This window comes from Tatumella sp. JGM130 (assembly GCF_018257525.1).
In the GTDB taxonomy this organism is placed as follows: domain Bacteria; phylum Pseudomonadota; class Gammaproteobacteria; order Enterobacterales; family Enterobacteriaceae; genus Tatumella; species Tatumella punctata.
The window spans coordinates 1-22,869 of sequence record NZ_JAERJS010000018.1 but is presented as its reverse complement, the minus strand read 5'-3'; the positions used below and the strand labels follow the sequence as shown (position 1 = coordinate 22,869).

At 50.9% G+C, this 22,869-nt stretch carries 21 protein-coding genes; 16 read left to right on the top strand and 5 right to left on the bottom strand.

The genetic code is table 11. The features are described from left to right. The first annotated feature begins 131 nt into the window (after positions 1-131). Genes nudF through parE form a run of 5 tightly spaced genes read left to right on the top strand, consistent with a single transcriptional unit; the run spans position 132 to position 4,575 of the window. Positions 132-767 carry an ADP-ribose diphosphatase gene (gene nudF / locus JK211_RS10030; protein ID WP_212708538.1) on the top strand — a complete coding sequence of 212 codons (636 nt, stop codon included), beginning with the start codon at positions 132-134 and terminating at the stop codon, positions 765-767. Next, on the top strand, positions 764-1,189 hold the full coding sequence (locus tag JK211_RS10025; RefSeq protein ID WP_212708537.1) for a DUF1249 family protein: 426 nt from the start codon (positions 764-766) through the stop codon (positions 1,187-1,189). Before nudF ends, JK211_RS10025 begins: the two co-directional genes overlap by 4 nt. A 31-nt stretch (positions 1,190-1,220) precedes the next feature. Further along, positions 1,221-2,048 (top strand): 3',5'-cyclic-AMP phosphodiesterase, encoded by an 828-nt coding sequence (cpdA, locus tag JK211_RS10020; protein ID WP_212708536.1) that lies wholly within the window; start codon positions 1,221-1,223, stop codon positions 2,046-2,048. 3 nt (positions 2,049-2,051) lie between these two features. Further along, the gene (gene yqiA / locus JK211_RS10015) at positions 2,052-2,633 is read left to right on the top strand and encodes an esterase YqiA (protein WP_212708535.1); all 582 of its coding nucleotides are present in this window, start codon (positions 2,052-2,054) and stop codon (positions 2,631-2,633) included. Between the two features lie 46 nt (positions 2,634-2,679). Further along, complete coding sequence (parE, locus tag JK211_RS10010; protein ID WP_212708534.1) at positions 2,680-4,575, top strand: DNA topoisomerase IV subunit B; 1,896 nt, start codon at positions 2,680-2,682, stop codon at positions 4,573-4,575. Between the two features lie 82 nt (positions 4,576-4,657). Here the strand turns inward: parE and JK211_RS10005 are convergent, their stop codons facing one another. Further along, the gene (locus JK211_RS10005; protein WP_212708533.1) at positions 4,658-5,575 is read right to left on the bottom strand and encodes a DMT family transporter; all 918 of its coding nucleotides are present in this window, start codon (positions 5,573-5,575) and stop codon (positions 4,658-4,660) included. Between the two features lie 241 nt (positions 5,576-5,816). On the opposite strand from JK211_RS10005, the gene JK211_RS10000 reads away from it, so the two are divergent. Further along, positions 5,817-6,743: a LysR substrate-binding domain-containing protein gene (locus JK211_RS10000; protein ID WP_212708532.1), complete on the top strand. Its 927-nt coding sequence runs from the start codon at positions 5,817-5,819 to the stop codon at positions 6,741-6,743. Here the strand turns inward: JK211_RS10000 and JK211_RS09995 are convergent. Then, complete coding sequence (locus tag JK211_RS09995) at positions 6,740-7,321, bottom strand: NAD(P)H-dependent oxidoreductase (RefSeq protein ID WP_212708531.1); 582 nt, start codon at positions 7,319-7,321, stop codon at positions 6,740-6,742. The genes JK211_RS10000 and JK211_RS09995 overlap by 4 nt on opposite strands. Positions 7,322-7,676: 355 nt before the next feature. On the opposite strand from JK211_RS09995, the gene parC reads away from it, so the two are divergent. The 5 genes from parC (at position 7,677) to JK211_RS09970 (ending at position 13,067) form a co-directional block, all read left to right on the top strand. Beyond that, positions 7,677-9,953 carry a DNA topoisomerase IV subunit A gene (gene parC, locus JK211_RS09990; protein WP_212708530.1) on the top strand — a complete coding sequence of 759 codons (2,277 nt, stop codon included), beginning with the start codon at positions 7,677-7,679 and terminating at the stop codon, positions 9,951-9,953. 160 nt (positions 9,954-10,113) lie between these two features. Next, complete coding sequence (locus JK211_RS09985; RefSeq protein ID WP_212708529.1) at positions 10,114-10,845, top strand: 1-acylglycerol-3-phosphate O-acyltransferase; 732 nt, start codon at positions 10,114-10,116, stop codon at positions 10,843-10,845. A gap of 94 nt (positions 10,846-10,939) precedes the next feature. Continuing rightward, entirely contained in the window at positions 10,940-12,361 is a 1,422-nt protein-coding gene (gene ftsP / locus JK211_RS09980) for a cell division protein FtsP (protein WP_212708528.1), read from the top strand. 228 nt (positions 12,362-12,589) lie between these two features. Continuing rightward, positions 12,590-12,748, top strand: a complete 159-nt coding sequence (locus JK211_RS09975; RefSeq protein ID WP_212708527.1) for a hypothetical protein — start codon at positions 12,590-12,592, stop codon at positions 12,746-12,748. A 1-nt stretch (position 12,749) separates the two neighbouring features. Further along, a complete protein-coding gene (locus tag JK211_RS09970) occupies positions 12,750-13,067 on the top strand; it encodes a GNAT family N-acetyltransferase (protein WP_212708526.1) in 318 nt (105 codons plus the stop codon). A 34-nt stretch (positions 13,068-13,101) separates the two neighbouring features. On the opposite strand, the gene dkgA is transcribed toward JK211_RS09970, so the two are convergent. The 3 genes from dkgA to metC all read right to left on the bottom strand — a co-directional run bounded on the left by dkgA (position 13,102) and on the right by metC (position 16,036). Then, positions 13,102-13,932 carry a 2,5-didehydrogluconate reductase DkgA gene (gene dkgA, locus JK211_RS09965; RefSeq protein WP_212708525.1) on the bottom strand — a complete coding sequence of 277 codons (831 nt, stop codon included), beginning with the start codon at positions 13,930-13,932 and terminating at the stop codon, positions 13,102-13,104. A 154-nt stretch (positions 13,933-14,086) separates the two neighbouring features. Then, complete coding sequence (locus tag JK211_RS09960) at positions 14,087-14,749, bottom strand: DedA family protein (protein ID WP_212708524.1); 663 nt, start codon at positions 14,747-14,749, stop codon at positions 14,087-14,089. Positions 14,750-14,824: 75 nt separating this feature from the next. Continuing rightward, a complete protein-coding gene (gene metC / locus JK211_RS09955; RefSeq protein ID WP_249213118.1) occupies positions 14,825-16,036 on the bottom strand; it encodes a cystathionine beta-lyase in 1,212 nt (403 codons plus the stop codon). A 292-nt stretch (positions 16,037-16,328) separates the two neighbouring features. Between metC and exbB the strand changes: the two genes are divergently transcribed. The 5 genes from exbB (at position 16,329) to JK211_RS09930 (ending at position 22,820) form a co-directional block, all read left to right on the top strand. Further along, positions 16,329-17,054, top strand: a complete 726-nt coding sequence (gene exbB, locus JK211_RS09950) for a tol-pal system-associated acyl-CoA thioesterase (RefSeq protein WP_212708582.1) — start codon at positions 16,329-16,331, stop codon at positions 17,052-17,054. A 5-nt stretch (positions 17,055-17,059) separates the two neighbouring features. After that, on the top strand, positions 17,060-17,482 hold the full coding sequence (gene exbD / locus JK211_RS09945; protein ID WP_212708522.1) for a TonB system transport protein ExbD: 423 nt from the start codon (positions 17,060-17,062) through the stop codon (positions 17,480-17,482). A 223-nt stretch (positions 17,483-17,705) separates the two neighbouring features. Further along, positions 17,706-19,028, top strand: coding sequence for an MFS transporter (locus tag JK211_RS09940; protein WP_212708521.1), 1,323 nt, complete (start codon positions 17,706-17,708; stop codon positions 19,026-19,028). A 385-nt stretch (positions 19,029-19,413) separates the two neighbouring features. Beyond that, entirely contained in the window at positions 19,414-21,504 is a 2,091-nt protein-coding gene (locus JK211_RS09935) for a bifunctional diguanylate cyclase/phosphodiesterase (RefSeq protein ID WP_212708520.1), read from the top strand. 92 nt (positions 21,505-21,596) lie between these two features. Beyond that, positions 21,597-22,820, top strand: a complete 1,224-nt coding sequence (locus tag JK211_RS09930; protein WP_212708519.1) for a PLP-dependent aminotransferase family protein — start codon at positions 21,597-21,599, stop codon at positions 22,818-22,820. Positions 22,821-22,869 lie beyond the last annotated feature (49 nt).

Below are 22,869 nucleotides of genomic sequence, written 5' to 3'. Positions count from 1 at the left end.
TAAGTTGGCTGAACGTGCCATCTGCGTCAGAACACGCGAAATAATAGCCGAAATTCTCCACCATCTGATGTCACAATTGCAGTATATAACTTTACGTCAGCTTGTCATTATACCTTGTCAGGAGTGAAGCGATGCCGGGTCAAAAATCATCACCTGTTATTTTCGGGCGCAGCGATGTAGAAATTATTACAAGGGAAAGTGTCTATAAAGGTTTTTTTTCATTAATTAAGTACCGGTTTCGCCATCGTTTGTTCAGCGGTGAAATGAGCCGCGTGGTAGAACGGGAAGTGCTGGAACGCGGCAATGCGGTAGTATTAATGCTCTATGATGTTTCACGTGACCAGCTGGTTATGATCGAGCAGATACGTATCCCTGCCTATGAGAACTCTGCAACGCCATGGCTGCTGGAAATGGTGGCGGGTATGATCAAGCCGGGAGAGTCAGATGAAGAGGTTGCACGGCGCGAAGCCCGGGAAGAAACAGGATTAGCCGTAGGCCGGATCGAACCTGTGTTAAATTATCTGTCGAGTCCCGGGGGAACCAGCGAACGTATTGCGGTGATGGTCGGGGAAGTGGATGCCAGCCAGGCAAAAGGATGTCACGGGCTGGAGGAAGAGAATGAGGATATTCTTGTCCGGGTGGTCAGCCGGGAGCAGGCTTACCGCTGGGTTGAAGAGGGGATTATTGATAATGCAGCTTCAGTGATTGCTGTGCAATGGCTTGAACTGCACCACAAACGACTTAAAGACCAATGGAAAACCACATGAAACAACGTTATACCCCCGATTTTCCGCAAATGATGCGTCTTAATGAGACTAACTATGCTCAGTTGCGGCGTCTGTTACCCCGCAATGATCGACAGGGCGAGACTATCACCTACCAGATTAAGGGGGCCAGATATCGTCTGACAATAGAAGAATCAACACGTTATACCACTGTCGTTAATATCAGTCAGATAGCACCTGCAGTAAGTTACTGGAGTCTGCCTGCGATGTCTGTCAGACTTTATCATGATGCGATGGTTGCGGAAGTGTGTTCGACGCAACAGATCTATCGTTTTAAAGCACGCTATGATTATCCGAATAAAAAATTACATCAGCGTGACGAAAAGCATCAGATAAACCAGTTTCTTGCCGAATGGCTGCGTTATTGCCTTATTTATGGCGCAATGGCCGAAGCCGTATATTAAAGAATAATGGTGTGCTCACTAAGGATTTGCCTTGGATAGTGTGTTAATACCCGGGATTGCCGATACCGCGCGGATTAAAGTACTGCAAATAACCGATACGCATTTGTTTAAGGGAAAAGATGAATCACTGCTTGGTGTGAACACCTGGTCGGGTTATCAGGCAGTACTGGATGCGGTGATTGCAGGACAGGAGCAATATGATCTGATTATTGCTACCGGCGATTTGTCGCAGGATCACTCCGCAGAAGCCTATCAGCACTTTGCCGAAGGTATTCTGCGTCTACCGGCCCCCTGTGTCTGGCTGCCGGGAAACCATGATTTCCAGCCGGCAATGTATGAGACTCTGGCAAAGGCCGGTATCAGTCAGTCCAAACGGGTACTGCTTGGGGAACGCTGGCAGATATTGTTACTCGACAGCCAGGTTTATGGTGTCCCCCACGGTATGCTCAGTGAGTTTCAGCTGGAGTGGCTGGAAAATGCGCTGGCAACCGCTGCTGAACGGGATACGGTTATCTTGTTACATCATCATCCTGTGCCTTCTGGCTGTGCCTGGCTCGACCAACACAACTTACGTAATTCTCATCAGCTGGACAGTATTCTGCAAAAGTACCCGCGGGCAGCGACCTTGCTGTGTGGTCATATTCATCAGGAAATGGATGAATTATGGCAGGGGCGCAGAGTACTGGCGACGCCTTCCACCTGTGTTCAGTTTAAACCGCACTGCTCAGGGTTTACGATTGATGCACTCGCGCCCGGCTGGCGCTGGCTGACGTTAATGCCGGACGGCACTCTTGAGACAGCGGTGTGCCGGCTGGATACCACGGAGTTTCTTCCTGATCTGGAATCTGAAGGGTATTAATTAATGTCCACTCTGCTCTATTTGCACGGTTTTAACAGTTCTCCGCACTCGGCAAAAGCCACGCAGTTGCTACAGTGGATGCAGCGGCATTACCCACATATAACGATGATTATCCCGCAGTTACCTGACTGTCCGGACCAGGCCGCAGCAATGCTGGAAACGCTGGTGACAGATTATGCCGGCCAGCCGTTGGGAATTGTTGGTTCTTCACTCGGGGGCTATTACGCCACCTGGCTGTCACAACGCTTTACGCTGCCGGCCGTTGTGATAAATCCTGCGACCCGGCCTTTTGAACTACTGGAAGACTTTCTGGGTGAAAACCGGAACCCGTACACCGGTCAGCATTATGTGTTAGAGTCTCGCCATATCTATGATCTGAAGGCTATGTATATTGATCCCCTGATATCACCGGACCTGATCTGGTTGTTATTACAGACCGGAGATGAGGTTCTTGACTATCGTCAGGCCCTGCAATACTACGCCGCCTGCCGGCAAACCGTCGAAGCGGGCGGGGATCATGCCTTCACCGGATTTAACCGATACTTTCAACAGCTGATTGATTTCCTGGCTATCGCCGGCGACTAGTCTCACTGCTGTCTGAGCAAATTCAAGAACAAACGAAAAGAGAACGATGACTCAATCAAGTTATAACGCGGATGCTATTGAGGTACTGACCGGGCTTGAGCCTGTCCGTCGGCGGCCCGGCATGTATACGGATACCACGCGTCCTAACCATCTTGGGCAGGAAGTAATCGATAACAGTATCGATGAAGCACTGGCCGGACATGCCAAACGTGTTGAAGTAATTTTGCATGCCGATCAGTCACTGGAAGTGATTGATGATGGACGGGGAATGCCGGTCGATATTCACCCTGAAGAAGGGGTTCCGGCTATCGAACTGATTTTCTGTCGTCTGCATGCGGGAGGAAAGTTTTCCAACAAAAACTACCAGTTCTCCGGCGGATTGCACGGGGTGGGGATTTCGGTAGTGAACGCCCTGTCAACGCGGGTGGATGTTGCCGTTCGCCGTGGTGGTGAAGTCTATGAAATGGCTTTTGAGAACGGTGAAAAAGTAGAAGATTTACGGGTTACCGGTACCGTGGGCCGGCGTAATAGTGGTACCCGGGTGCGTTTCTGGCCCGATGCCTCATTTTTCGACAGCCCGCGCTTTTCTGTATCACGTCTGGCACATCTGCTGAAAGCAAAAGCTGTCCTCTGTCCCGGCGTGGAAATTATTTTCCGTGATAAAAGTAACAACACTGAACAGCGCTGGTGCTACCAGGACGGACTGACCGACTATCTGAAAGAAGCGGTCGACGGACTGGTAACTTTACCGGAACAGCCATTCGTCGGCAGCTTCTCCGGAGAGACCGAAGCGGCAGACTGGGCACTGTTGTGGCTGCCGGAAGGGGGAGAGTTACTGACTGAAAGTTATGTCAACCTGATCCCGACCATGCAGGGCGGGACTCATGTTAATGGTCTGCGTCAGGGCCTGCTGGATGCGATGCGCACCTTCTGTGAATACCGCAATATTCTGCCCCGCGGCGTCAAATTGTCTGCAGAAGATATCTGGGATCGTTGTGCCTATGTATTATCGGTAAAAATGCAGGATCCTCAGTTTGCCGGACAGACCAAAGAACGTCTCTCCTCGCGACAGACAGCGGCTTTTGTCTCGGCCGTGGTAAAAGATGCTTTTAGTCTGTGGCTGAACCAGAATGTTCAGCTGGCTGAACAGCTGGCTGAAATGGCCATCGCCAGTGCTCAGCGGCGCATGCGAGCCGCAAAAAAAGTAGTACGTAAAAAAATTACCAGTGGTCCGGCACTGCCAGGAAAACTGGCCGATTGTACCGCTCAGGATCTGAACCGGACCGAATTATTCCTGGTGGAAGGTGACTCTGCGGGTGGCTCGGCTAAACAGGCCCGTGACCGTGAGTATCAGGCAATTATGCCGCTGAAAGGGAAGATACTGAATACCTGGGAAGTCTCTTCTGATGAAGTGCTTGCCTCTCAGGAAGTACATGATATTTCGGTTGCTATTGGTATCGATCCGGACAGTGAAGATCTTAGCCTGTTGCGCTACGGTAAAATCTGTATCCTGGCCGATGCAGACTCCGACGGACTGCATATCGCGACCCTGCTATGTGCACTGTTTGTCCGCCATTTCCGTGCACTGGTGAAAGGGGGACATGTGTATGTCGCGATGCCGCCTCTTTACCGTATCGATCTCGGAAAAGAAGTCTATTACGCTCTGGATGAAGATGAAAAAGCCGGGGTTTTAGAACAACTGCAACGTAAACGCGGCAAAGTTAATGTGCAGCGCTTTAAAGGGCTGGGTGAGATGAACCCGATGCAGTTAAGGGAAACCACTCTCGATCCCAATACCCGCCGTCTGGTACAACTGACAGTCGATGACGACGATGTTGACGAAACCCTGAAAGTGATGGATATGCTGCTGGCAAAAAAACGCGCTGAAGATCGTCGTAACTGGCTGCAGGAACGCGGCGATAAAGTGGATATCGAGGTCTGATTATTTTCCGGCAGACAGCCTGCCGGATATTTGTTGCACCCGGTCAGCCGGCTCAGCGGCACCGACTGGCCGGTGATAACAGTTACAAAGAAGTTAACTTCCTTTTGGAACGTTCAGGATCGGGTGCCAGGGTAATAAATACCACCGACAGCATGATCAGTAACGACCCTGTCCATTCAGCTATCCCGAAAGAGACTCCTAACAGTAATACCGACAGCAAGGCACTGCTGAGAGGTTCCGCGCAACTCAGTACGCTGGCGTTCTGGCTACCGGTCAGAAAGGCACCTTTAAGAAATAAACTAAAAGTTAATGCGGTGCCGATCAGTACCAGGAAACCCATTGCCGACCAGCCGGCAGTATCCAGCTGGTGTAAATTCAGACCCGGCAGATAAAAGGGCATTAACGAACATCCGGCAATTAACATACTTATCCCGACCACCGGCAGGGTACCAAACTGGCGGATCAGTCCCGAGGAGTAGGAGGAGTTAAAAGCCGCGGCACAGGCAGAAATCAGCCCCCATACCAGCCCTGTGACCGAAAGTTGCAATGACGTCAGGTGCCCGTGGGTTGCCATCAGCAGAGTGCCGGCCAGTGATGTCAGTACTGCGAGACAAATAACGGCTCCGGGTAAACGTTTTCTGGCTATCATGTTGTATAGCACCAGCACAACCGGTGCCAGAAATTGCAAAACTGTCGCAGTTGCGGCGTTAGTTTTCTCGATAGTCATCAGAAAAGACAGCTGTACCATCAGGGTTCCGAACAGGCTGAAAATAATAAGTTTCAACAGGGCCTGGCGTTGCCGGAACATTGCTAAAGGGTGATTCCCTTGCAGAACACCCAGTATACTGAGCAATAACCCTGCGGCAATCAGGCGGATCATGGTTATGCCACCGGCACTGAACAGATAATTTTCGAATAAGTATTGGGCAGCAACACCTGAGCTTCCCCAGAGGGTTGCCGCGAGTAATACCAGATAAATTCCCTGACGAGATGTATTCATTAGTCCCCTAAAGAGTGTTAAGAATGGAACGGCGGATTCTGATGCATAAGACTCAGTGAAAAGCAGAAGTGTATAGAAGATAGAATAAAATTTGCTTCTTTTTTGTCGCTGTTTTTTTACAAATTATTATAGTGACCATGATAAACAGGTATTTTGTGCGGCCTTGCTGGTATCAGGCTGCTGGCAGGTGGCACACTGGCGGTGATTACCTGATACGCTCAGGCGTTGCCGGAAAAGAATAATGAAAGTCACACTTGAAGATATGCGCATCTGGATAGCGGTAGTGGATAGCGGGTCGATTACCGCGGCGGCAGATCAACTGACGATGACCGTATCTTCGGTCAGTCGTTCACTCAGCCGGCTGGAAAATAAGCTGGATACCACACTGATGCAGCGCACCACGCGGCGGATGGCCCTGACCCCGGAGGGCAGCCTGTTTTTACAACGAGCCAGGAAAATCCTGGCCGCAATGGCCTCAGCAGAAGAGGAGCTGGCTGTACGCCGGGAAACGCCCTCAGGCCGGCTGCGTATCAATACGGCACCTTCGTTTATGCAGCATATTATCGTCCCCTTACTCGGAGAATTCCTCGGGCGCTATCCGCAGATTGAGCCGGAACTGACGACCGATGATTTGCCGATTGATCTGCTGGAACAACAGACAGATATTGCGATCCGCATGGGAACCCTGCCCGACTCCGGGATCCATGCCCGGATTCTGGGCTACAGTCCGTTACGTTTGTTTGCCAGCCCCGGCTATCTGCAGCGTTACGGAACGCCTGAACACAGTGAGCAGCTTTCCGTCCATCGTACGCTGGGTTTCACTCAGCCTCTGGTACATAACCACTGGCCGCTGTTTAATGCCCGCCAGGAATTTATGCAGATAACCCCGACGCTGCGGGCATCGAGTGGTGAGACAATCTTACAACTGGCGATAGCCGGCCAGGGGATTGCCCGGTTATCTGACTTTGCATCGGCAGCAGCGGTGAACGAAGGCAAACTGGTACCGATTCTCGGGCAGGAAATTCAGAGTATGTTATTGCCGGTACATGCGGTGTATTACCGCAACACGGCACTGGCGGTTCGTATTCGCTGTTTCCTCGATTATCTGCAACAGGCCGTGACAGAACACGGCCTGTTACTGGCACCGGGATATCCCGGTAAGCATTAACCGAATATTTGCTGCAGGTGCTGTTGGTAATTTTCAATATACAGCGGCACCTGAGGATCTTTAATTACATCATTACAGATAAAGGTTGGCAGGCCACTCATCCCCAGAAACTGGAATGCTTTATGGGTATGAAGATAGACACCGTCCACGCCACTGCCCTCAAAGAACTGCTGTGGATCGGTAAAGGCCTGTAACGGCGCATTCCAGGTCAGTGACAGCATATATTTTTTCCCCTGCAGTAATCCGCCGGAACCATATTTCTTTTCACTGTCTGCACGGGTACGGCCGTCACTGGCATATAAGCGGCCATGACCATAGGTGAACACTTCATCGATATATTTTTTCACGGTCCAGGGCTCTCCCATCCACCAGCCGGGCATTTGCAGGATCACCACATCATTGCGGACAAATTTCTCGATCTCGGCCTCAATATAGTACGGCTGATCGACACGGGTAACCGATACCTCGTGGCCCAGACGACGTAGTTCCGCGGCGCCCTGCTCACTGAGCGTGTGGTTCAGGCGTCCGGCGGAATGACCAAATGTGGTGCCTCCGTCAATAATCAGGATGTTACTCATCGTTTTTTCCTCTTAACTGGTCTCTGTATATTGTTAACTGCCGGCAGATAAAAAAAAATGGTTGGCTGAGCATAATACTTTTGCAGAGACTGCAATAATCGGTGGATGCCGTCACAGATCCGCAGGTCAGTAACCCCCTGAAGATCTGCCGGGAAAAAATACAAAAAGTAATGCCTGATCCTGTGGCCGGTATTCAGAGATGAGTACGACTGATGTTTTAACCCTCATTCGCGGCACAAGGCTTGGTAGCCGCGTAACGCCCCTGTGACTAACTACGGCGAATAAGGTACTATCCCCGCCAGATAACCGCCACCGACGAGTGTCTGGCTGGCCGCGAAGTGAGGATTGATTAACAATGAGTGACATGACCCGGGACGGTGCAGAACGTCTTGCATTGCACAAATTTACCGAAAATGCCTATCTGAACTACTCCATGTACGTGATCATGGACAGGGCATTACCCTATATCGGGGACGGCTTAAAACCGGTTCAGCGGCGTATTATTTATGCAATGTCTGAGCTGGGATTAAATGCCAGCGCAAAATTTAAGAAATCGGCCCGTACGGTCGGTGATGTTCTGGGTAAATATCATCCGCACGGTGACAGTGCCTGCTATGAAGCGATGGTATTAATGGCGCAGCCTTTCTCTTACCGTTATCCGCTGGTGGATGGCCAGGGAAACTGGGGTGCGCCGGATGATCCGAAATCCTTTGCTGCCATGCGTTATACGGAATCCCGCTTATCAAAATATGCCGAGCTGTTACTTGGTGAGCTGGGACAGGGCACTGTCGATTATGTCGCTAACTTTGACGGGACGCTGCAGGAGCCGAAAATGCTGCCTGCCCGCTTACCGAATATTCTGTTAAACGGTACGACCGGAATTGCCGTCGGGATGGCAACGGATATTCCGCCACACAATTTACGTGAAGTTGCCGATGCTGCCATAACACTGATTGATAAGCCAGCAACCACCCTGGATCAATTGCTGGATATTGTTCAGGGCCCGGATTTCCCGACAGACGCGGAAATTATTACCCCGCGCAGTGAGATCCGAAAAATCTATGCCAGCGGGCGTGGCAGTGTGCGGCAGCGTGCCGTATGGAAAAAAGAAGACGGTGAACTGATTATCACTGCGCTGCCTCATCAGGTATCCGGTGCGCGGGTGATGGAACAGATCGCCGCCCAGATGCGTAATAAAAAACTGCCTATGGTAGAGGATCTGCGTGATGAGTCTGATCACGAAAATCCGACCCGGCTAGTGATTGTGCCGCGTTCCAACCGGGTTGACGCTGAACCGCTGATGAATCACCTGTTTGCCACCACGGATCTGGAAAAAAGTTATCGTATTAACCTGAATATGATCGGCCTGGATAACCGTCCTGCGGTAAAAAATTTGCTGGAAATCCTCAGTGAATGGCTGGTCTATCGTCGTGATACGGTACGTAAACGTTTAAACTTCCGGCTGGATAAGGTGCTGAACCGTCTGCATATTCTTGAAGGGCTGCTGACTGCTTTCCTGAATATAGATGAAGTGATTGAAATTATTCGCAGCGAAGACCAGCCAAAAGCATTGCTGATGTCACGTTTTTCTATCAGCGATACTCAGGCTGAAGCGATCCTTGAACTGAAATTGCGTCATCTTGCCAGACTGGAAGAGATGAAAATCCGCACCGAGCAGGATGCGCTGGCCAAAGAACGTGATGAGCTACAGGCATTACTGGCTTCCGGACGGAAAATGGATACTCTGCTGAAGAAAGAATTGCAGGCGGACAGTAAAACCTATGGTGATGATCGCCGTTCACCGTTACGTGAACGTAGCGAAGCAAAAGCGATCAGCGAAACAGATTTGGTACCTTCTGAACCTGTGACCGTGGTGTTATCACAAATGGGTTGGGTACGCAGTGCCAAAGGGCATGATATTGATCCTGCCGGACTCAGTTATAAGGCCGGTGACAGCTACCTTGCATCCGCCAAAGGCAAAAGCAATCTGCCGGTGTCGTTTCTGGACTCCGCCGGCCGCAGTTATACCTTAGATCCGAACAGTCTGCCTTCGGCCCGTGGCCAGGGGGAACCCCTGACCGGGAAACTGACCCCGCCGCCGGGAGCAGTCGTCGAACATGTACTGATGGAAGCGGACGATCAACGGTTACTGATGGCCTCTGACGCCGGATACGGTTTTATCTGTACCTTTAACGATTTACAGTCGCGTAATCGTGCCGGTAAGGCTATGCTTTCGTTACCGAAAAATGCCAGAGTCATGACGCCACTGGCGGTTAATAACGATGAAGATCGGTTGATGGTGATTACGGCTGCCGGACGAATGCTTATGTTCCCGGTGAAAGACCTGCCTCAGTTATCGAAAGGTAAGGGTAACAAGATTATCTCCATTCCGGCCGCTGAAGCCGCTGCCGGCACCGATAAAGTCGTCTGGCTGTTATTACTGCCGCCACTGAGTGTGGTGACATTACATGTCGGTAAGCGAAAACTCACACTGCGTGAAGATGATTTACAAAAATTCAGAACCGAGCGCGGACGGCGCGGTACTTTGTTACCACGCGGGTTGCAGCGCATTGATCGTGTTGATATTGAAACACCTGCTGCGGATAACAATACCGCAGCAGCGACGGACTGAGAACGCTGCCGGCAGGTAACGCGGCGGCTAAAAAAACCGTTATACTTGCTGGCTGTTTATTGTTGTTCTGATGATCACTGCGGTGTGATAGCACCGGCAGTGAATGTTCTGTCTGCTTTTTAGCGAAAGAAGTAAAGCAGGCTGCTATTAAGAGGTTGTTATGCTGTTAATTTTGCGCGCTCTTATCGTTATTATCTATTCGGTTATTGTCTGTGTGTTTGGCTGTTTATGGTGTTGTTTCTCACCAAGGAACCCGCGCCATGTCGCGACTTTCGCGCATGCCTTTGGCCGCCTGAATAAAGTATTTGGTATCCGTGTTGAGCTGCGTAAACCCGAAGGTGCGGAAAACTTCGGTAATGCCATTTATATCGCAAACCATCAGAACAATTACGATATGGTAACGGCAGCAAATATGGTGCAGCCACCGACGGTCACTGTAGGGAAAAAAAGCCTGGCCTGGGTCCCGTTCTTCGGACAGTTATACTGGCTGACCGGGAATTTGCTGATCGACCGCGATAACCGGACCAAGGCCCATGATACGATCAACGATGTGGTGTCTCAGTTTAAAAAGAAACGGATCTCGTTCTGGATGTTTCCTGAAGGTACCCGCAGCCGCGGACGCGGGCTGCTTCCGTTTAAAACCGGTGCATTTCATGCTGCGCTGGCGGCCGGTGTTCCGGTGATCCCAATTGTGATCTCTGATACCCATAATAAGATAAAACTCAATCGCTGGCGCAACGGGCTGGTGATTGTTGAAATGTTACCTCCGGTAGATATCAAACAGTTTGAAGGTCAGTCGGCTCGTAAGCTGGCGACCCACTGCCGTGAACTGATGTCTGCGCGCCTTGATGAACTGAATAAAGAAGTGGCCCGCCGCACGCAGGAAAAATAACAGTATCGCCGCAGTCGGTATGGTCTGGCGGATAACGTTGATGGTTTGTCGTGAACTAACACCGGTGGTGTTATCAGTATAAGGTCAGGAGTATATGTCTTTTAACAGACGTCAGTTTCTTCAGTTATCTGCCGGTGCAGCGCTCGGCAGCACGGTACTGCCACGTGCAGCTCTGGCGGCTGATGCCGGTGAAAATGCACTGCCGGTACCACCGCTGCTGGAGTCACGTCGTGGCCAGCCACTGTTTCTGACTATGCAAGCCAGTCACTGGGCGTTTAACGGAACAACCAAAGCCCCCGTATGGGGGTTTAATGGTATTTACCTGGGCCCTACCGTGCGGGTACATAACGGTGATGATGTTAAGCTGATTTACAGTAACCGTCTGCCGGAACCGGTATCAATGACCGTCAGTGGCTTGCAGGTACAGGGTGCATTAAATGGTGGCGCACCGCGGCAGATTTCACCGAATGTTGACTGGGCGCCTGTCCTGCCGGTGCGTCAGCCCGCTGCGACCTGCTGGTATCATGCAGATACCCCCCGCCATATGGCACCTCATGTCTATAACGGTCTGGCCGGAATGTGGCTGATTGAAGACGATAACAGCAAGTCACTGGCACTGCCTAAGCACTATGGTGTTGATGACTTTCCGCTGATTATTCAGGATAAGCGACTGGATAACTTCGGCTCCCCGGTGTATGACAGCGGGGCTGAGCAGGGATTTTACGGCGATATTCTGCTGACCAACGGTATCCGCAGTCCGTACGTGAATGTGTCCCGTGGCTGGGTGCGGTTACGGTTGCTAAACGCTTCCAATGCCCGTCGTTACCAGCTACAACTCAGCGATGATCGTCCATTCACCGTGATTGCCGGTGATCAGGGTTTTTTACCCGCGCCTGTGACCGTCCGCCAGTTGTCTCTGGCCCCCGGCGAGCGCCGTGAAGTACTGGTCGACTTATCCCAGGGAAATGATGTTTCTATCACCGCCGGTACCCCTGCGACCTTTATGGAACGTATTAAGGGTATTTTCCAGCCATCCTCCGTACTCACCTCGACTCTGGTGCTGACCCTGCGTCCTACCGGCTTATTACCGCTGGTCACCGATGGTTTGCCGACCGTTCTGGCAGCGATGTCACAAGCAGGTAATGTGACTGCCAGCCGTCAGATAACCTTAGAAAACTCTCCGGCGGGGATCAATGGCGTCGCCCGGGATACCCTGCGAATTGATACGGTGGTGCGCCAGGGCAGTACTGAACGCTGGACGGTACAGGCCGACAAGCCACAGGCATTTCATATTCAGGGGGCCATGTTTCTGATACGCAGTGTGAATGGTGCACTGCCAATGGCCGAAGATCGGGGCTGGAAGGATACCGTCTGGGTGGATGGCAGCGTCGAGTTACTGGTGACGTTCCCCTGCAGCTCGTCGGAACATTTTCCGTTTGTTTACTACAGCCAGAATCTTGAGCTGGCGGATGGTGGTTGCGCAGGTCAGCTGATGGTACAGCAGGCGATAAATTAGCGGTACTTTGCCTCTGTTTATCGGGAAGATGAAATTGTCTCAGGGATAATGCTGTACCTCCGGGGGCATCGACGGGCGTTTTTACAGATAGTCAGTCGCTGTCCGCACTGTATAAACATTCGGGCTCAGTGAGCGGGGGGACAGAGAAAATGATCAGCCCTGAAAAAAGTAATATGCTGATACACCGCCTATGGAAGGACATAGCCCTGATTAACGGATGGAGTAGCGATGACAACTGTTCAGTTAGCCCCTTCACAACCGGAAGCGCGACCGCAGGTCACCGTATGCCAGGCGGATGAATATCAGGAACTGGCCGATATTTTTATTGAAATGAATTGCTGGCATTACCCGGGTGTTGGCTCCTCGCTCCGGCACCGCAGTATATAAAGTGACGTTACAGAGGAACGTTGTTGCTTTTGCCTGTGTCTCTGTCATGTATCCGGCCCCGCGTTTTAGCGGACAAATGTTTATTAAGGAATTATTTGTTTCGGCGGCATACCGGCGGCAGGGGATCGGCAAACTGCTGATGCAGTTTATTGCCCGGCAAGCCTGCGAGCAAGAGTGCTACCGACTGGACTGGTTATCTTCGGCAACGGATAAAAAAGTGCAGGCTTTTTATCAGGCTGCTGGCGGGCAGGTCATCGAAGGGATGAATTATCATCGTCTCTTTGGTGATGATTTGTCTGTACTGGCGCAGGGACGGTAGTGGACACGGCAGGCCGTTCCCTGGCCTGCGTTTATCAGACTTTATTAAAATTATCCGGATCCGGGCCGAGACGCTGGCCGGCATCAAGCGCTGCCAGAGCCGTTAACTCTTCTTTTTCCAGTCTGAAATCAAATACCGCAAAGTTTTCTGCGATACGTGTATCAGTGACAGATTTTGGTATCACTACCAGGCCGTTATCAATATGCCAGCGGATAACGATTTGTGCGGGAGTCTTTGCATATTTTTCTGCCAGCGCGCGGATCTGCGGCTGGTCGAAAACCCCTTTTCCGCCTTGTGCCAGCGGGCTCCAGGACTCAGTCTGAATATGGTGCAACCCGTTCCAGGCATGCAGCGGGCGTTGCTGAAACAGCGGATGCAGTTCAATCTGGTTAATAACAGGGGTTACGCCTGTCTCACGGATAATGGCCTGCAGATGTTGCTGCTGAAAATTACATACCCCGATACTTTTGATCAGTCCCTGCTGCTGTAATTCAATTAGCTGCTGCCAGGCGGCAATATAGTGATTATTTTGCGGGCAGGGCCAGTGAAGAAGATACAGGTCAATATAATCAAGCTGTAGTTTTTGCAGGCTGGTTTGCAGGGCTTCCGCGGCATGGAGTTGGTCTGTATTCCAGAGTTTGGTGGTAATAAACAGTTCTTCACGGGGAATATCAGAGTCCTGAATGGCCTGGCCGACCCCTGCTTCATTTTGATAAATAGCGGCAGTATCAATAGAGCGATAGCCGGTTTTCAGTGCATAGCTCACGGCCTGGCGGGTTTGATCGACCGTTGCCTGCCATACACCCAGTCCCAGTTGTGGCATCAGCCGGCCATCGTGTAATTTGATGAAAGGTTGTCCGGACATATTAGTTTCCTCCGTAGCAAAAAATTCGTCAGGTTATGCTAAATAAGGGTAAGTGTAGTACTGATCTTGGTGGCGGGCACCGGGAAAGGATAGCCGCCGTCTGGCCGGAGTGAGGGAGGGCACATCAGGCCGAAAACGGCCTGATGTGCAGGGGTCAGGCTGAGGTGTGGCGCTTTTTTTTCCACAGGAAAATCAGGCTGCCGCATAAACCACCGGCCAGCAGCAGCAATGGCAGCAGCATTAATACTGCCATCATCTGATCTTCATGCTGTTTAATAAAAGGAACATGGCTGATGCCATATCCCAGCGCGACCAGCAACAAAACCCACAGCAGGCCACTTAACCAGTTAAACAACTGAAAGCGGAGGTGGCCTAATCCGGAAATCCCGGCCATCGTTGGCAGAATAGTGCGTATAAATGCCAGAAACCTGCCGGCCAGCAGAGCGACCAGCCCATGGCGGTTAAACATCTGCCAGGCCCGCTGATGGTATTTTTCCGGAAGGTGTTTCAGCCACCCCTGAACCAGCCGGGTGTTCCCCAGCCAGCGCCCTTGTAAATAGCCAGCCCAGAATCCGAGGCTGGCGGCACAGGTCAGTATCAGCAGGGCAGGGATAAAACTCATAACGCCTTTGGCAATCATTGCCCCGGCCAGCAGTAGCAGGCTGTCGCCGGGTAAAAATGCCGCCGGTAATAACCCATTTTCCAGAAATAGCATGCAGAACATAACCGCGTAGACAACCCAGATCACCTGTGGATCCGCCAGTACAGCGAAATCCTGGTGCCATAACGCCCGGATTATCTCATGTAGAACACTCATTTATTATCCTGTTACCTGACTGTGGTCAGGCCGTAATGCAATACAGTCCCGGAAGACAGCATAACCCTATCAGTATTATTCCGGATGGCGTGCCAGCCGGTCAAAGCCATCAGTTAAATCACCGATTAAATCATCCACATTTTCCAGACCTATATGCAGACGTACCAGCGTACCGGGTAACAGGGGTTCTCCCTGCGGACGGATTGCGGCAATTTCCTGTGGCTGATTCGCCAGAATCAGCGATTCATAACCGCCCCAGGAGTACGCCATACTGAAATGCCGGAAGTTATCCAGGAAATCAGCCAGAGCTTCACGCGACAGCTGGCGACGCAAAATAAATGAAAACAGGCCGCTGCTGCCGGAAAAATCACGTTTCCAGAAATGGTGGCCCGGTGACTGGGGCAATGCCGGATGATTAACCCGCCAGACCTCTTCGCGTCCTGCCAGCCATTCGGCAACTTTAATACTGCTTTCTTCATGCTGGCGGAGCCTCACTGCCAGAGTCCGTAAGCCGCGCGATGTCATATAGGCAGTATCGGCATCCACCATTTGCCCCATCAGATATGAGTTTTCCCGCAGAGTATCCCAGCAACGGGCATTAGCGACCGCGGTCCCCACCATCGCATCTGAGTGGCCTATCAGGTATTTCGTGCCCGCCTGAATAGAAATATCAATACCGAAATCGAGCGCATTGAAAAGCACTCCGGCAGCCCAGGTATTATCCATCATAATAATGGCATCGGGCGCCTGCTGCCGGATAGCGGCGACTATTGCCGGGATATCCTGAACTTCCATGGTGATCGACGCCGGGGATTCCAGAAATACGATACGGGTATCCGGACGGACCCATTGGGTTATTTCACTGCCACAAGTGTGGGGGAAAAAAGTTGTTGATACATTGAGCTTGCGCAGTATGACATTGCAAAAATCGCGGGTAGGTTCATAAACTGAACCGCTCATCAGCACGTGATCACCGCTTTCGACAAACGCCAGAATGGCATTGGTTACCGCCGCGGCCCCGCAAGGGTATAACGCACAACCGGCACCATTTTCCAGTTCGGTCATAGCATCCTGTAACGAAAAGTGGGTCAGGGTACCACGCCGTCCATAAAACAGCTCTCCGCGGGTGCGTCCTGCGGTCGCCCGTTTTTTTTCGGCAACCGTATCAAAGACCAGTGAAGAAGCACGCTGAATGACACTATTTACTGCGCCCGCCGTATAACGTTTTTTTCTGCCAGCACTGATCAGACTGGTTTCCAGTTTTTTATCTGTTTTTTTATCTGTCATTGGTTCCTGCTCTGCCAAAAGAGTCCTGCATGACAAGTTAACATGAAATATCATTCAGGCCAGAGTATGAACTGAAAAACCCTTCACAGAATGACAAATTGACTCATAATAAATGACAGTACTCTGGCGGGATGATCTTCCCTCAGACGGGCAGTATCTCTCTGCTGTCAATGGAATATTTTGTAAATACTAATGATAACTACTATCAATAAAGCTGTGGTTTGGTATCATCGCGGGATTGCAAGATATTACTCGTTAAGATGGGGTGGCGTACGTGGTAACTAATGATTTTATGCAAACGGATCTGTCCGTTTTAGGCATGTACCAGCATGCTGATATCGTAGTAAAAATTGTCATGATTGGCTTATTGCTGGCTTCCGTGGTTACCTGGGCCATTTTTTTCGGCAAGTTTACTGAACTCAGCTCAGCAAGACGCCGGCTTAAAGCAGAGCAAAAAGCCCTGAAAGACGTCAGCACCTTACAGCAGGCAGTAACTGTATCTGAAAAATTTACTGCCAGCAGCCATTGTCGCCACCTGATTGCCGAAGCGCTGGATGAACGCCAACTCTCGGCGGGTGCAGAAGACAGAGACGGCATTAAAGATCGGACCGGTTTTCGTCTGGAACGAAAAGTTGCAGCCATCGGACGTTATGCCTCACGGGGTAACGGTTTTCTGGCAACGATTGGTTCTGTCGCCCCGTTTATCGGTCTGTTCGGTACCGTCTGGGGCATTATGAACAGTTTTATCGGTATTGCGAAAACACAAACGACTAACCTGGCGGTGGTTGCACCGGGGATTGCTGAAGCCCTGCTGGCAACAGCCATCGGGCTGGTTGCTGCGATCCCTGCGGTTGTGATTTATAACGTATTCGCACGGATGATTGCCGGCTATAAAGCATCATTAGGTGATACAGCTGCTCAGGTACTGCTGCTGCAAAGCCGTGATCTGGATCTGGCCAGGCAAAATGGTTCACAGGATCTGCCGCACACATCTGCCCATAAACTGCGGGTGAGTTAATTGTTATGGCTATGCGTCTGAACGATGATTTAGAAAGCGATGGTGAAATGAGTGAAATTAACGTGACGCCATTTATTGACGTTATGTTAGTACTGCTGATCATTTTTATGGTGGCCGCGCCTTTGGCGACCGTCGATGTAAAAGTGAACCTGCCGGCATCAACCAGTGCACCGCAGCCTCGTCCCGATAAACCGGTTTACCTGAGCATTAAAGCTGACAAACAGTTATACGTTGGTAATGATGAGGTGACTAAAGAGCAACTGATTTCGGCTATTGACGGACTGACAGGCAGTAATAAAGAAACCACTATCTTTTTCCAGGCCGATAAAGATGTGGATTATGCCACTCTGATGAGTGTCATGGATGAACTGCGCGCTGCCGGGTACCTGAAAATCGGCCTGATGGGGCTGGAGAGTACCACACACTGATCACTGATATATTCAGCGCACATAAGGGTGTATCCATCAGGATATGCCCTTTTTTTTGCACTTTCAGCAGAAGACTTTACTGCCGCAGTACACTTTTTGTTTTTATTTTGTTACTTATTTGTATTCTTATGTAAAGTATAAAGATGACTGCTATCACATCTTTCCTCTGATATTCGGGGTAAACCGGTGTGACCGATTAAAATAATAAAGGCAGGCAACAGCAATGAATCTATCTGTAACCCCTTCTCCGGCAGTAAAAAAACACGCGGCTAAAACTATTTTCCGGGTAACCAGCGGTAACTTCCTGGAAATGTATGACTTTATGGTATTTGGCTATTACGCGACGGCTATCGCCAAAACCTTTTTCCCCGGTTCTGACCCTTATTCTTCGCTGATGCTGACACTGATGACCTTCGGCGCCGGTTTCTTAATGCGCCCGCTGGGCGCGATTATTCTCGGGGCTTACATTGATCATCACGGGCGTCGTAAAGGGCTGTTACTGACGCTGATATTGATGGCTATGGGCACACTGACTATCGCTCTGACGCCCGGATACCAGACCCTGGGGGCCGCGGCTCCCCTGATTATTCTGGCCGGGCGTTTATTGCAGGGCTTTTCCGCCGGGGTGGAACTGGGCGGTGTTTCGGTCTATTTATCAGAAATTGCACCGCCAGGCCGTAAGGGATTTTATGTCAGCTGGCAATCGGCGAGTCAGCAGTTATCAGTGATTTTTGCAGCATTACTGGGACTGATGCTCAATCAATGGCTGGATAAGGGACAAGTGACGGACTGGGGGTGGCGTATACCGTTTGTGGTCGGATGCCTGATTGTGCCCTTCCTTTTTTATATTCGCCGTATGCTTGAAGAAACGGAGAGTTTTAAACAGCGTAAACATCGTCCGGGGATGATCGATATTATGCGTTCGGTGGCCAGTAACTGGGCCCTGGTTGTGGCGGGTATGCTGATGGTTGTCACCACTACCGTGATGTTTTATATGATCACCGCATTTACCCCGACCTTTGGTAAAACCGCCTTGATGATGACGGACCCTCAGAGTTTTGTGGTTACCTTGCTGATCGGTATTTCTAATCTGTTCTGGTTACCGGTCATGGGAACGGTATCGGATCGTGTCGGACGTCGTCCGTTACTGATTATCTTTACACTACTGACGATGCTAACTGCCTGGCCGGTACTGAAATGGATGGTTGCAGCCCCTTCATTCAGCCATTTACTGACAGCTGAGCTGTGGCTGTCATTTTTATATGCCAGCTATAACGGGTCGATGGTGGTGTACCTGGCTGAGGTTATGCCTGCAGAGGTCCGTGCCGCCGGTTTTTCTCTGGCATACAGCCTGGCAACGGCGTTATTCGGTGGCTTTACCCCGGCGGTCTCCAGTTATCTTATTCATATCAGCGGGGATAAATCGATGCCGGGTGCCTGGCTGACGTTTGCCGGGTGTTGCGGATTAGCCGGCACCTTATGTATTGGTTATCTGCTCCGTCGTTATCAGCAGAAAAAAAATACCGGAGTACTGCGCCATCTGTAGAGCCGGGCCATTCATGGATGAGTGGCTATTTCTCACTGATACAGGGTTGCAGGCGTTACGGCGGCCGGTCAGCTGCCTGTTCTTATCCTGATGGATATTTATCATATAAGATTGATTAAAGTTTGTTAGGGCAGGATTATCTGTCGTAATATATGTGCCGACAGAAATTTATCTGGCAGTTTTCAATGTGCAACATTCGTTATCGCACGCCATAAGTGTATTTCCACCATCACAATATTACCTGACAGTGCCTGAGCAGGTTAATCAATAAATTACGCTACTTATATCCGCGTGATGGCCGGTATGCCGTAAATGAAAATGACAGCATCTTTTTGTCCCTGTTATTTTCACCTTCACTTATTCATCCAAGGCAACGGGAGTCACTATGCTGGATGTATCCTGGAATAAATGGCTGCTGTTAACTTCTCTGATTATTGCCCTGATCTCTTCGTTTACTGCCCTGGATGCGGCGGGGCGAGTGACCAGTTCCCGCGGATGGAAACCTAAATTATGGCTGGCGGTAGCCGGTATTGCGATGGGGGTTGGTGTCTGGTCAATGCACTTTACCGGGGTGCTGGCGATGATTTTTCCCATGTCTATGCACTACAGACCCGGCTACATCGTGGTGTCACTCTTTATTGTGATTGCCGCTTCTATTGCCGGACTATCCCGGGTTATTGGTCGCCGTCAGCCGGGATGGCTGGATATCATCCGCGGGGCTGTCTGGCTGGGGAGCGGTATCGCGGGAATGCATTATATCGGCATGTATAGCCTGCTGGTACAACCGGGAATTGAATGGCATTACGGGCTGGTCATGGTATCGGTACTGGTGGCCTATATTGCGTCTGGTGTGGCACTGTGGCTGGCATTTCGCCTGCAAAATATCGAAAATGGCCTGTTGATCCGCCGGTTGCAGGCTGCACTGGTCATGGGTACGGCAATTACCGTGGTGCACTGTATTGGCATGCAGGCGGCCAGTTTCCCGCAGGGAAGCTACGTTACTGGCGGGGGGATTAAGCAGACCGCTCTGGCCGTGTGGGTATTCCTGTCTGCACTCATTGTGCCGGGAAGCAGTTTGTTGCTCTGCATGGTTGACTCGCAAATCAAAACTACCCGGCTGGCGAGAAAACTGTGTGTTGCTAACCAGGAGTTGCAGAAACTGGCGATGCATGATCCCCTGACCTTATTACCTAACCGGGCTTTTCTTGAAGAGCAACTGGAGCTGTGTATTGCGAAAACCTCTGCCGGAGGGGCGGAATTTTCACTGATGTTCCTTGATCTGGATGGTTTTAAAATGGTGAATGATGCTTACGGGCATCATACGGGGGACCGCTTGTTAAAGGCGGTCGCCGGACGCCTGAAAAATATTATCGGGCCAGAGCATGTACTGGCGCGGGTGGGGGGAGATGAGTTTATTTTACTGGCCCCGGCAACGACGACCCGTGATGACGGGAATATTGCTGCCCTGATGGTCAGGGCAATCGGCCAGCCGTTTCTGATATGTGAATATGAACTGATGGTTTCTCTCAGTATTGGTATTGCCCGGTATCCGCAACATGGAACACAAGGCCGGGAGATGATCTTTAACGCAGATGTTGCGATGTACCATACCAAAAATAATGGCCGTAATGGCTACAGTATCTACCGGGCAAATATGACGCCGCCCGGCAAAACCCGTCTGGAACTGAAAAACGAGCTATGGCGGGCGCTGCATCATAATGAGCTGCGCCTGTTCTACCAGCCAAAAAACGATGCCCGTCATGGTCATACTGTCGGTTATGAAGCGCTGATACGCTGGCAGCATCCGGCCCGCGGGTTACTTCCTCCGGAGAAATTTCTGCCGGTCGCCGAAACCAGCGGGCTGATTATCCCGCTGGGAGAGTGGGTGATCAATGAAGCCTGTCGCCAGCTCGGGTGCTGGCATGCTCAGGGGAAAACGGCACTCTCTGTGTCGGTGAATCTCTCAGCTTTACAATTTGAACAGCAAACGCTGCTGTCGGTGGTGCTGAATGCGCTGGCAGTCAATAATATTCCTGCGGATAAACTGCTCCTGGAAATTAGTGAGACCACAGCGATGCGCTCGCCCGCAGAAACTATTCGTATCCTGGCAGCACTGAAAGAGCACGGGATTAAGGTGTCGATTGATGACTTTGGTAGCGGCTACTCAAGTCTGTTATACCTGCAAAGTATGCCGGCCAGTGAACTTAAAATTGACCGCACTTTTGTCCGGGAAATGAATAAGCCTGCGGCTGATACCCGGTTACTGGCGATGATGATTGAATTAGCCAAAAGTATGAACCTGAATATTGTGGCAGAAGGTGTGGAGACCGAACAGCAGCAGCAGCAGTTAACCCGGCTGGGATGTGATACTCTGCAGGGGTTCTATTTCAGTCGTCCTGTTCCACCTGAACAGCTGACATTCGCTGATATTCCGCTGCATTGTAATGCATCAGCGATGTCGCCAGCCTGCCCGTAAACGGGTTCACAAAAAGTCAGTGCCTGACCTGTTTTCTCTGGCGGCAGACCTGTTATACAGGTACACGTCAGACCGATTATCCCCGGGGTAATGTGAGTAAATTTCAGCAAATTGCACAGCAATTACAGCAGCAAATTAATGCAGGGATCTGGCAGTCGGGTGATAAACTGCCGTCATTAAGGCATCAGGCGGAACAGCAACAAGTCAGCCTGATGACAGTGATGAATGCTTATGCGTTGCTGGAAAGTCAGGGCTGGATTATCTCCCGTCCGCAGTCCGGTTACTATGTGGCTCCGCAGGTGTCTGACGGGGCAGCGGCGGTGGTCCAGAGTGAACAGACTGAGACAAACCGTTTTGTGTTTGATGTATTACAGGCCAGCAGGGATCCGCAGGTCGTTCCTTTTGGTTCCGCTTTTCCTGACCCTGACCCTGACCTGTTCCCCTTACAGCAACTGATGCGTTCACTGACCAGTGTCTCCCGGCGTTTATCGGCAGGGGATGCCGTCGATAATCTGCCTCCGGGTAATGTCGATTTGCGGAAAGTACTGGCGAGACGTTATACCCGCCAGGGCATTATTGTCTCCCCTGATGATATTGTGATCACTAATGGCGCGATGGATGCGCTGAATCTCAGCCTGCAGGCGGTGACCGAACCCGGTGACTGGGTGATTATTGAAAGCCCGGCTTTTTATGGTGCATTACAGGCAATAGAGAGACTCAGACTAAAGGCGCTGGCAATTCCGGCGCTGCCCGGTGAAGGTATTGATTTACAAAAACTTCAGCAGGCATTAAAACGCTGGCCGATAAAAGCCTGCTGGCTGATGACAAACTGTCAGAATCCGCTGGGGTACACTCTGACTGCAGAGCGCAAACAGCAACTGGTCAGATTACTGGAACAAAACCAGGTAGCCCTGATTGAAGATGATGTGTACACCAATTTATGGCAGGGAGAGCAGGCTCCTCTGCCGGCACTGGCGTGGGATCGGCAGGGGACGGTACTGCATTGTGGATCTTTTTCCAAAGATCTGGCCGCCGGATTCCGTATCGGCTGGGTAGTCAGTCGTGGTCATGGGATCCGCATTCAGCAGTTACAGCTGATGAGCACTTTATCTGTCAGTACACCGATACAGCTGGCATTAGCCGATTTTCTGCAAAGCCAGCATTATGATCTTCACCTCAAACGCTTACGCCGGCAGCTTGCTCAGCGTAAAAAGCTGGCCGTTGAGGCTTTGAAACGGGCTTTACCGGCACAGGCGAAGATATATGCTGATAATGGCGGTTATTTTTTAGGTTCATCGCACCTTAGCGTGAATTAATAGAAAACGGCGGTAAAAGTGGTTAGTTTTGTATTCGCCAAAACACTAA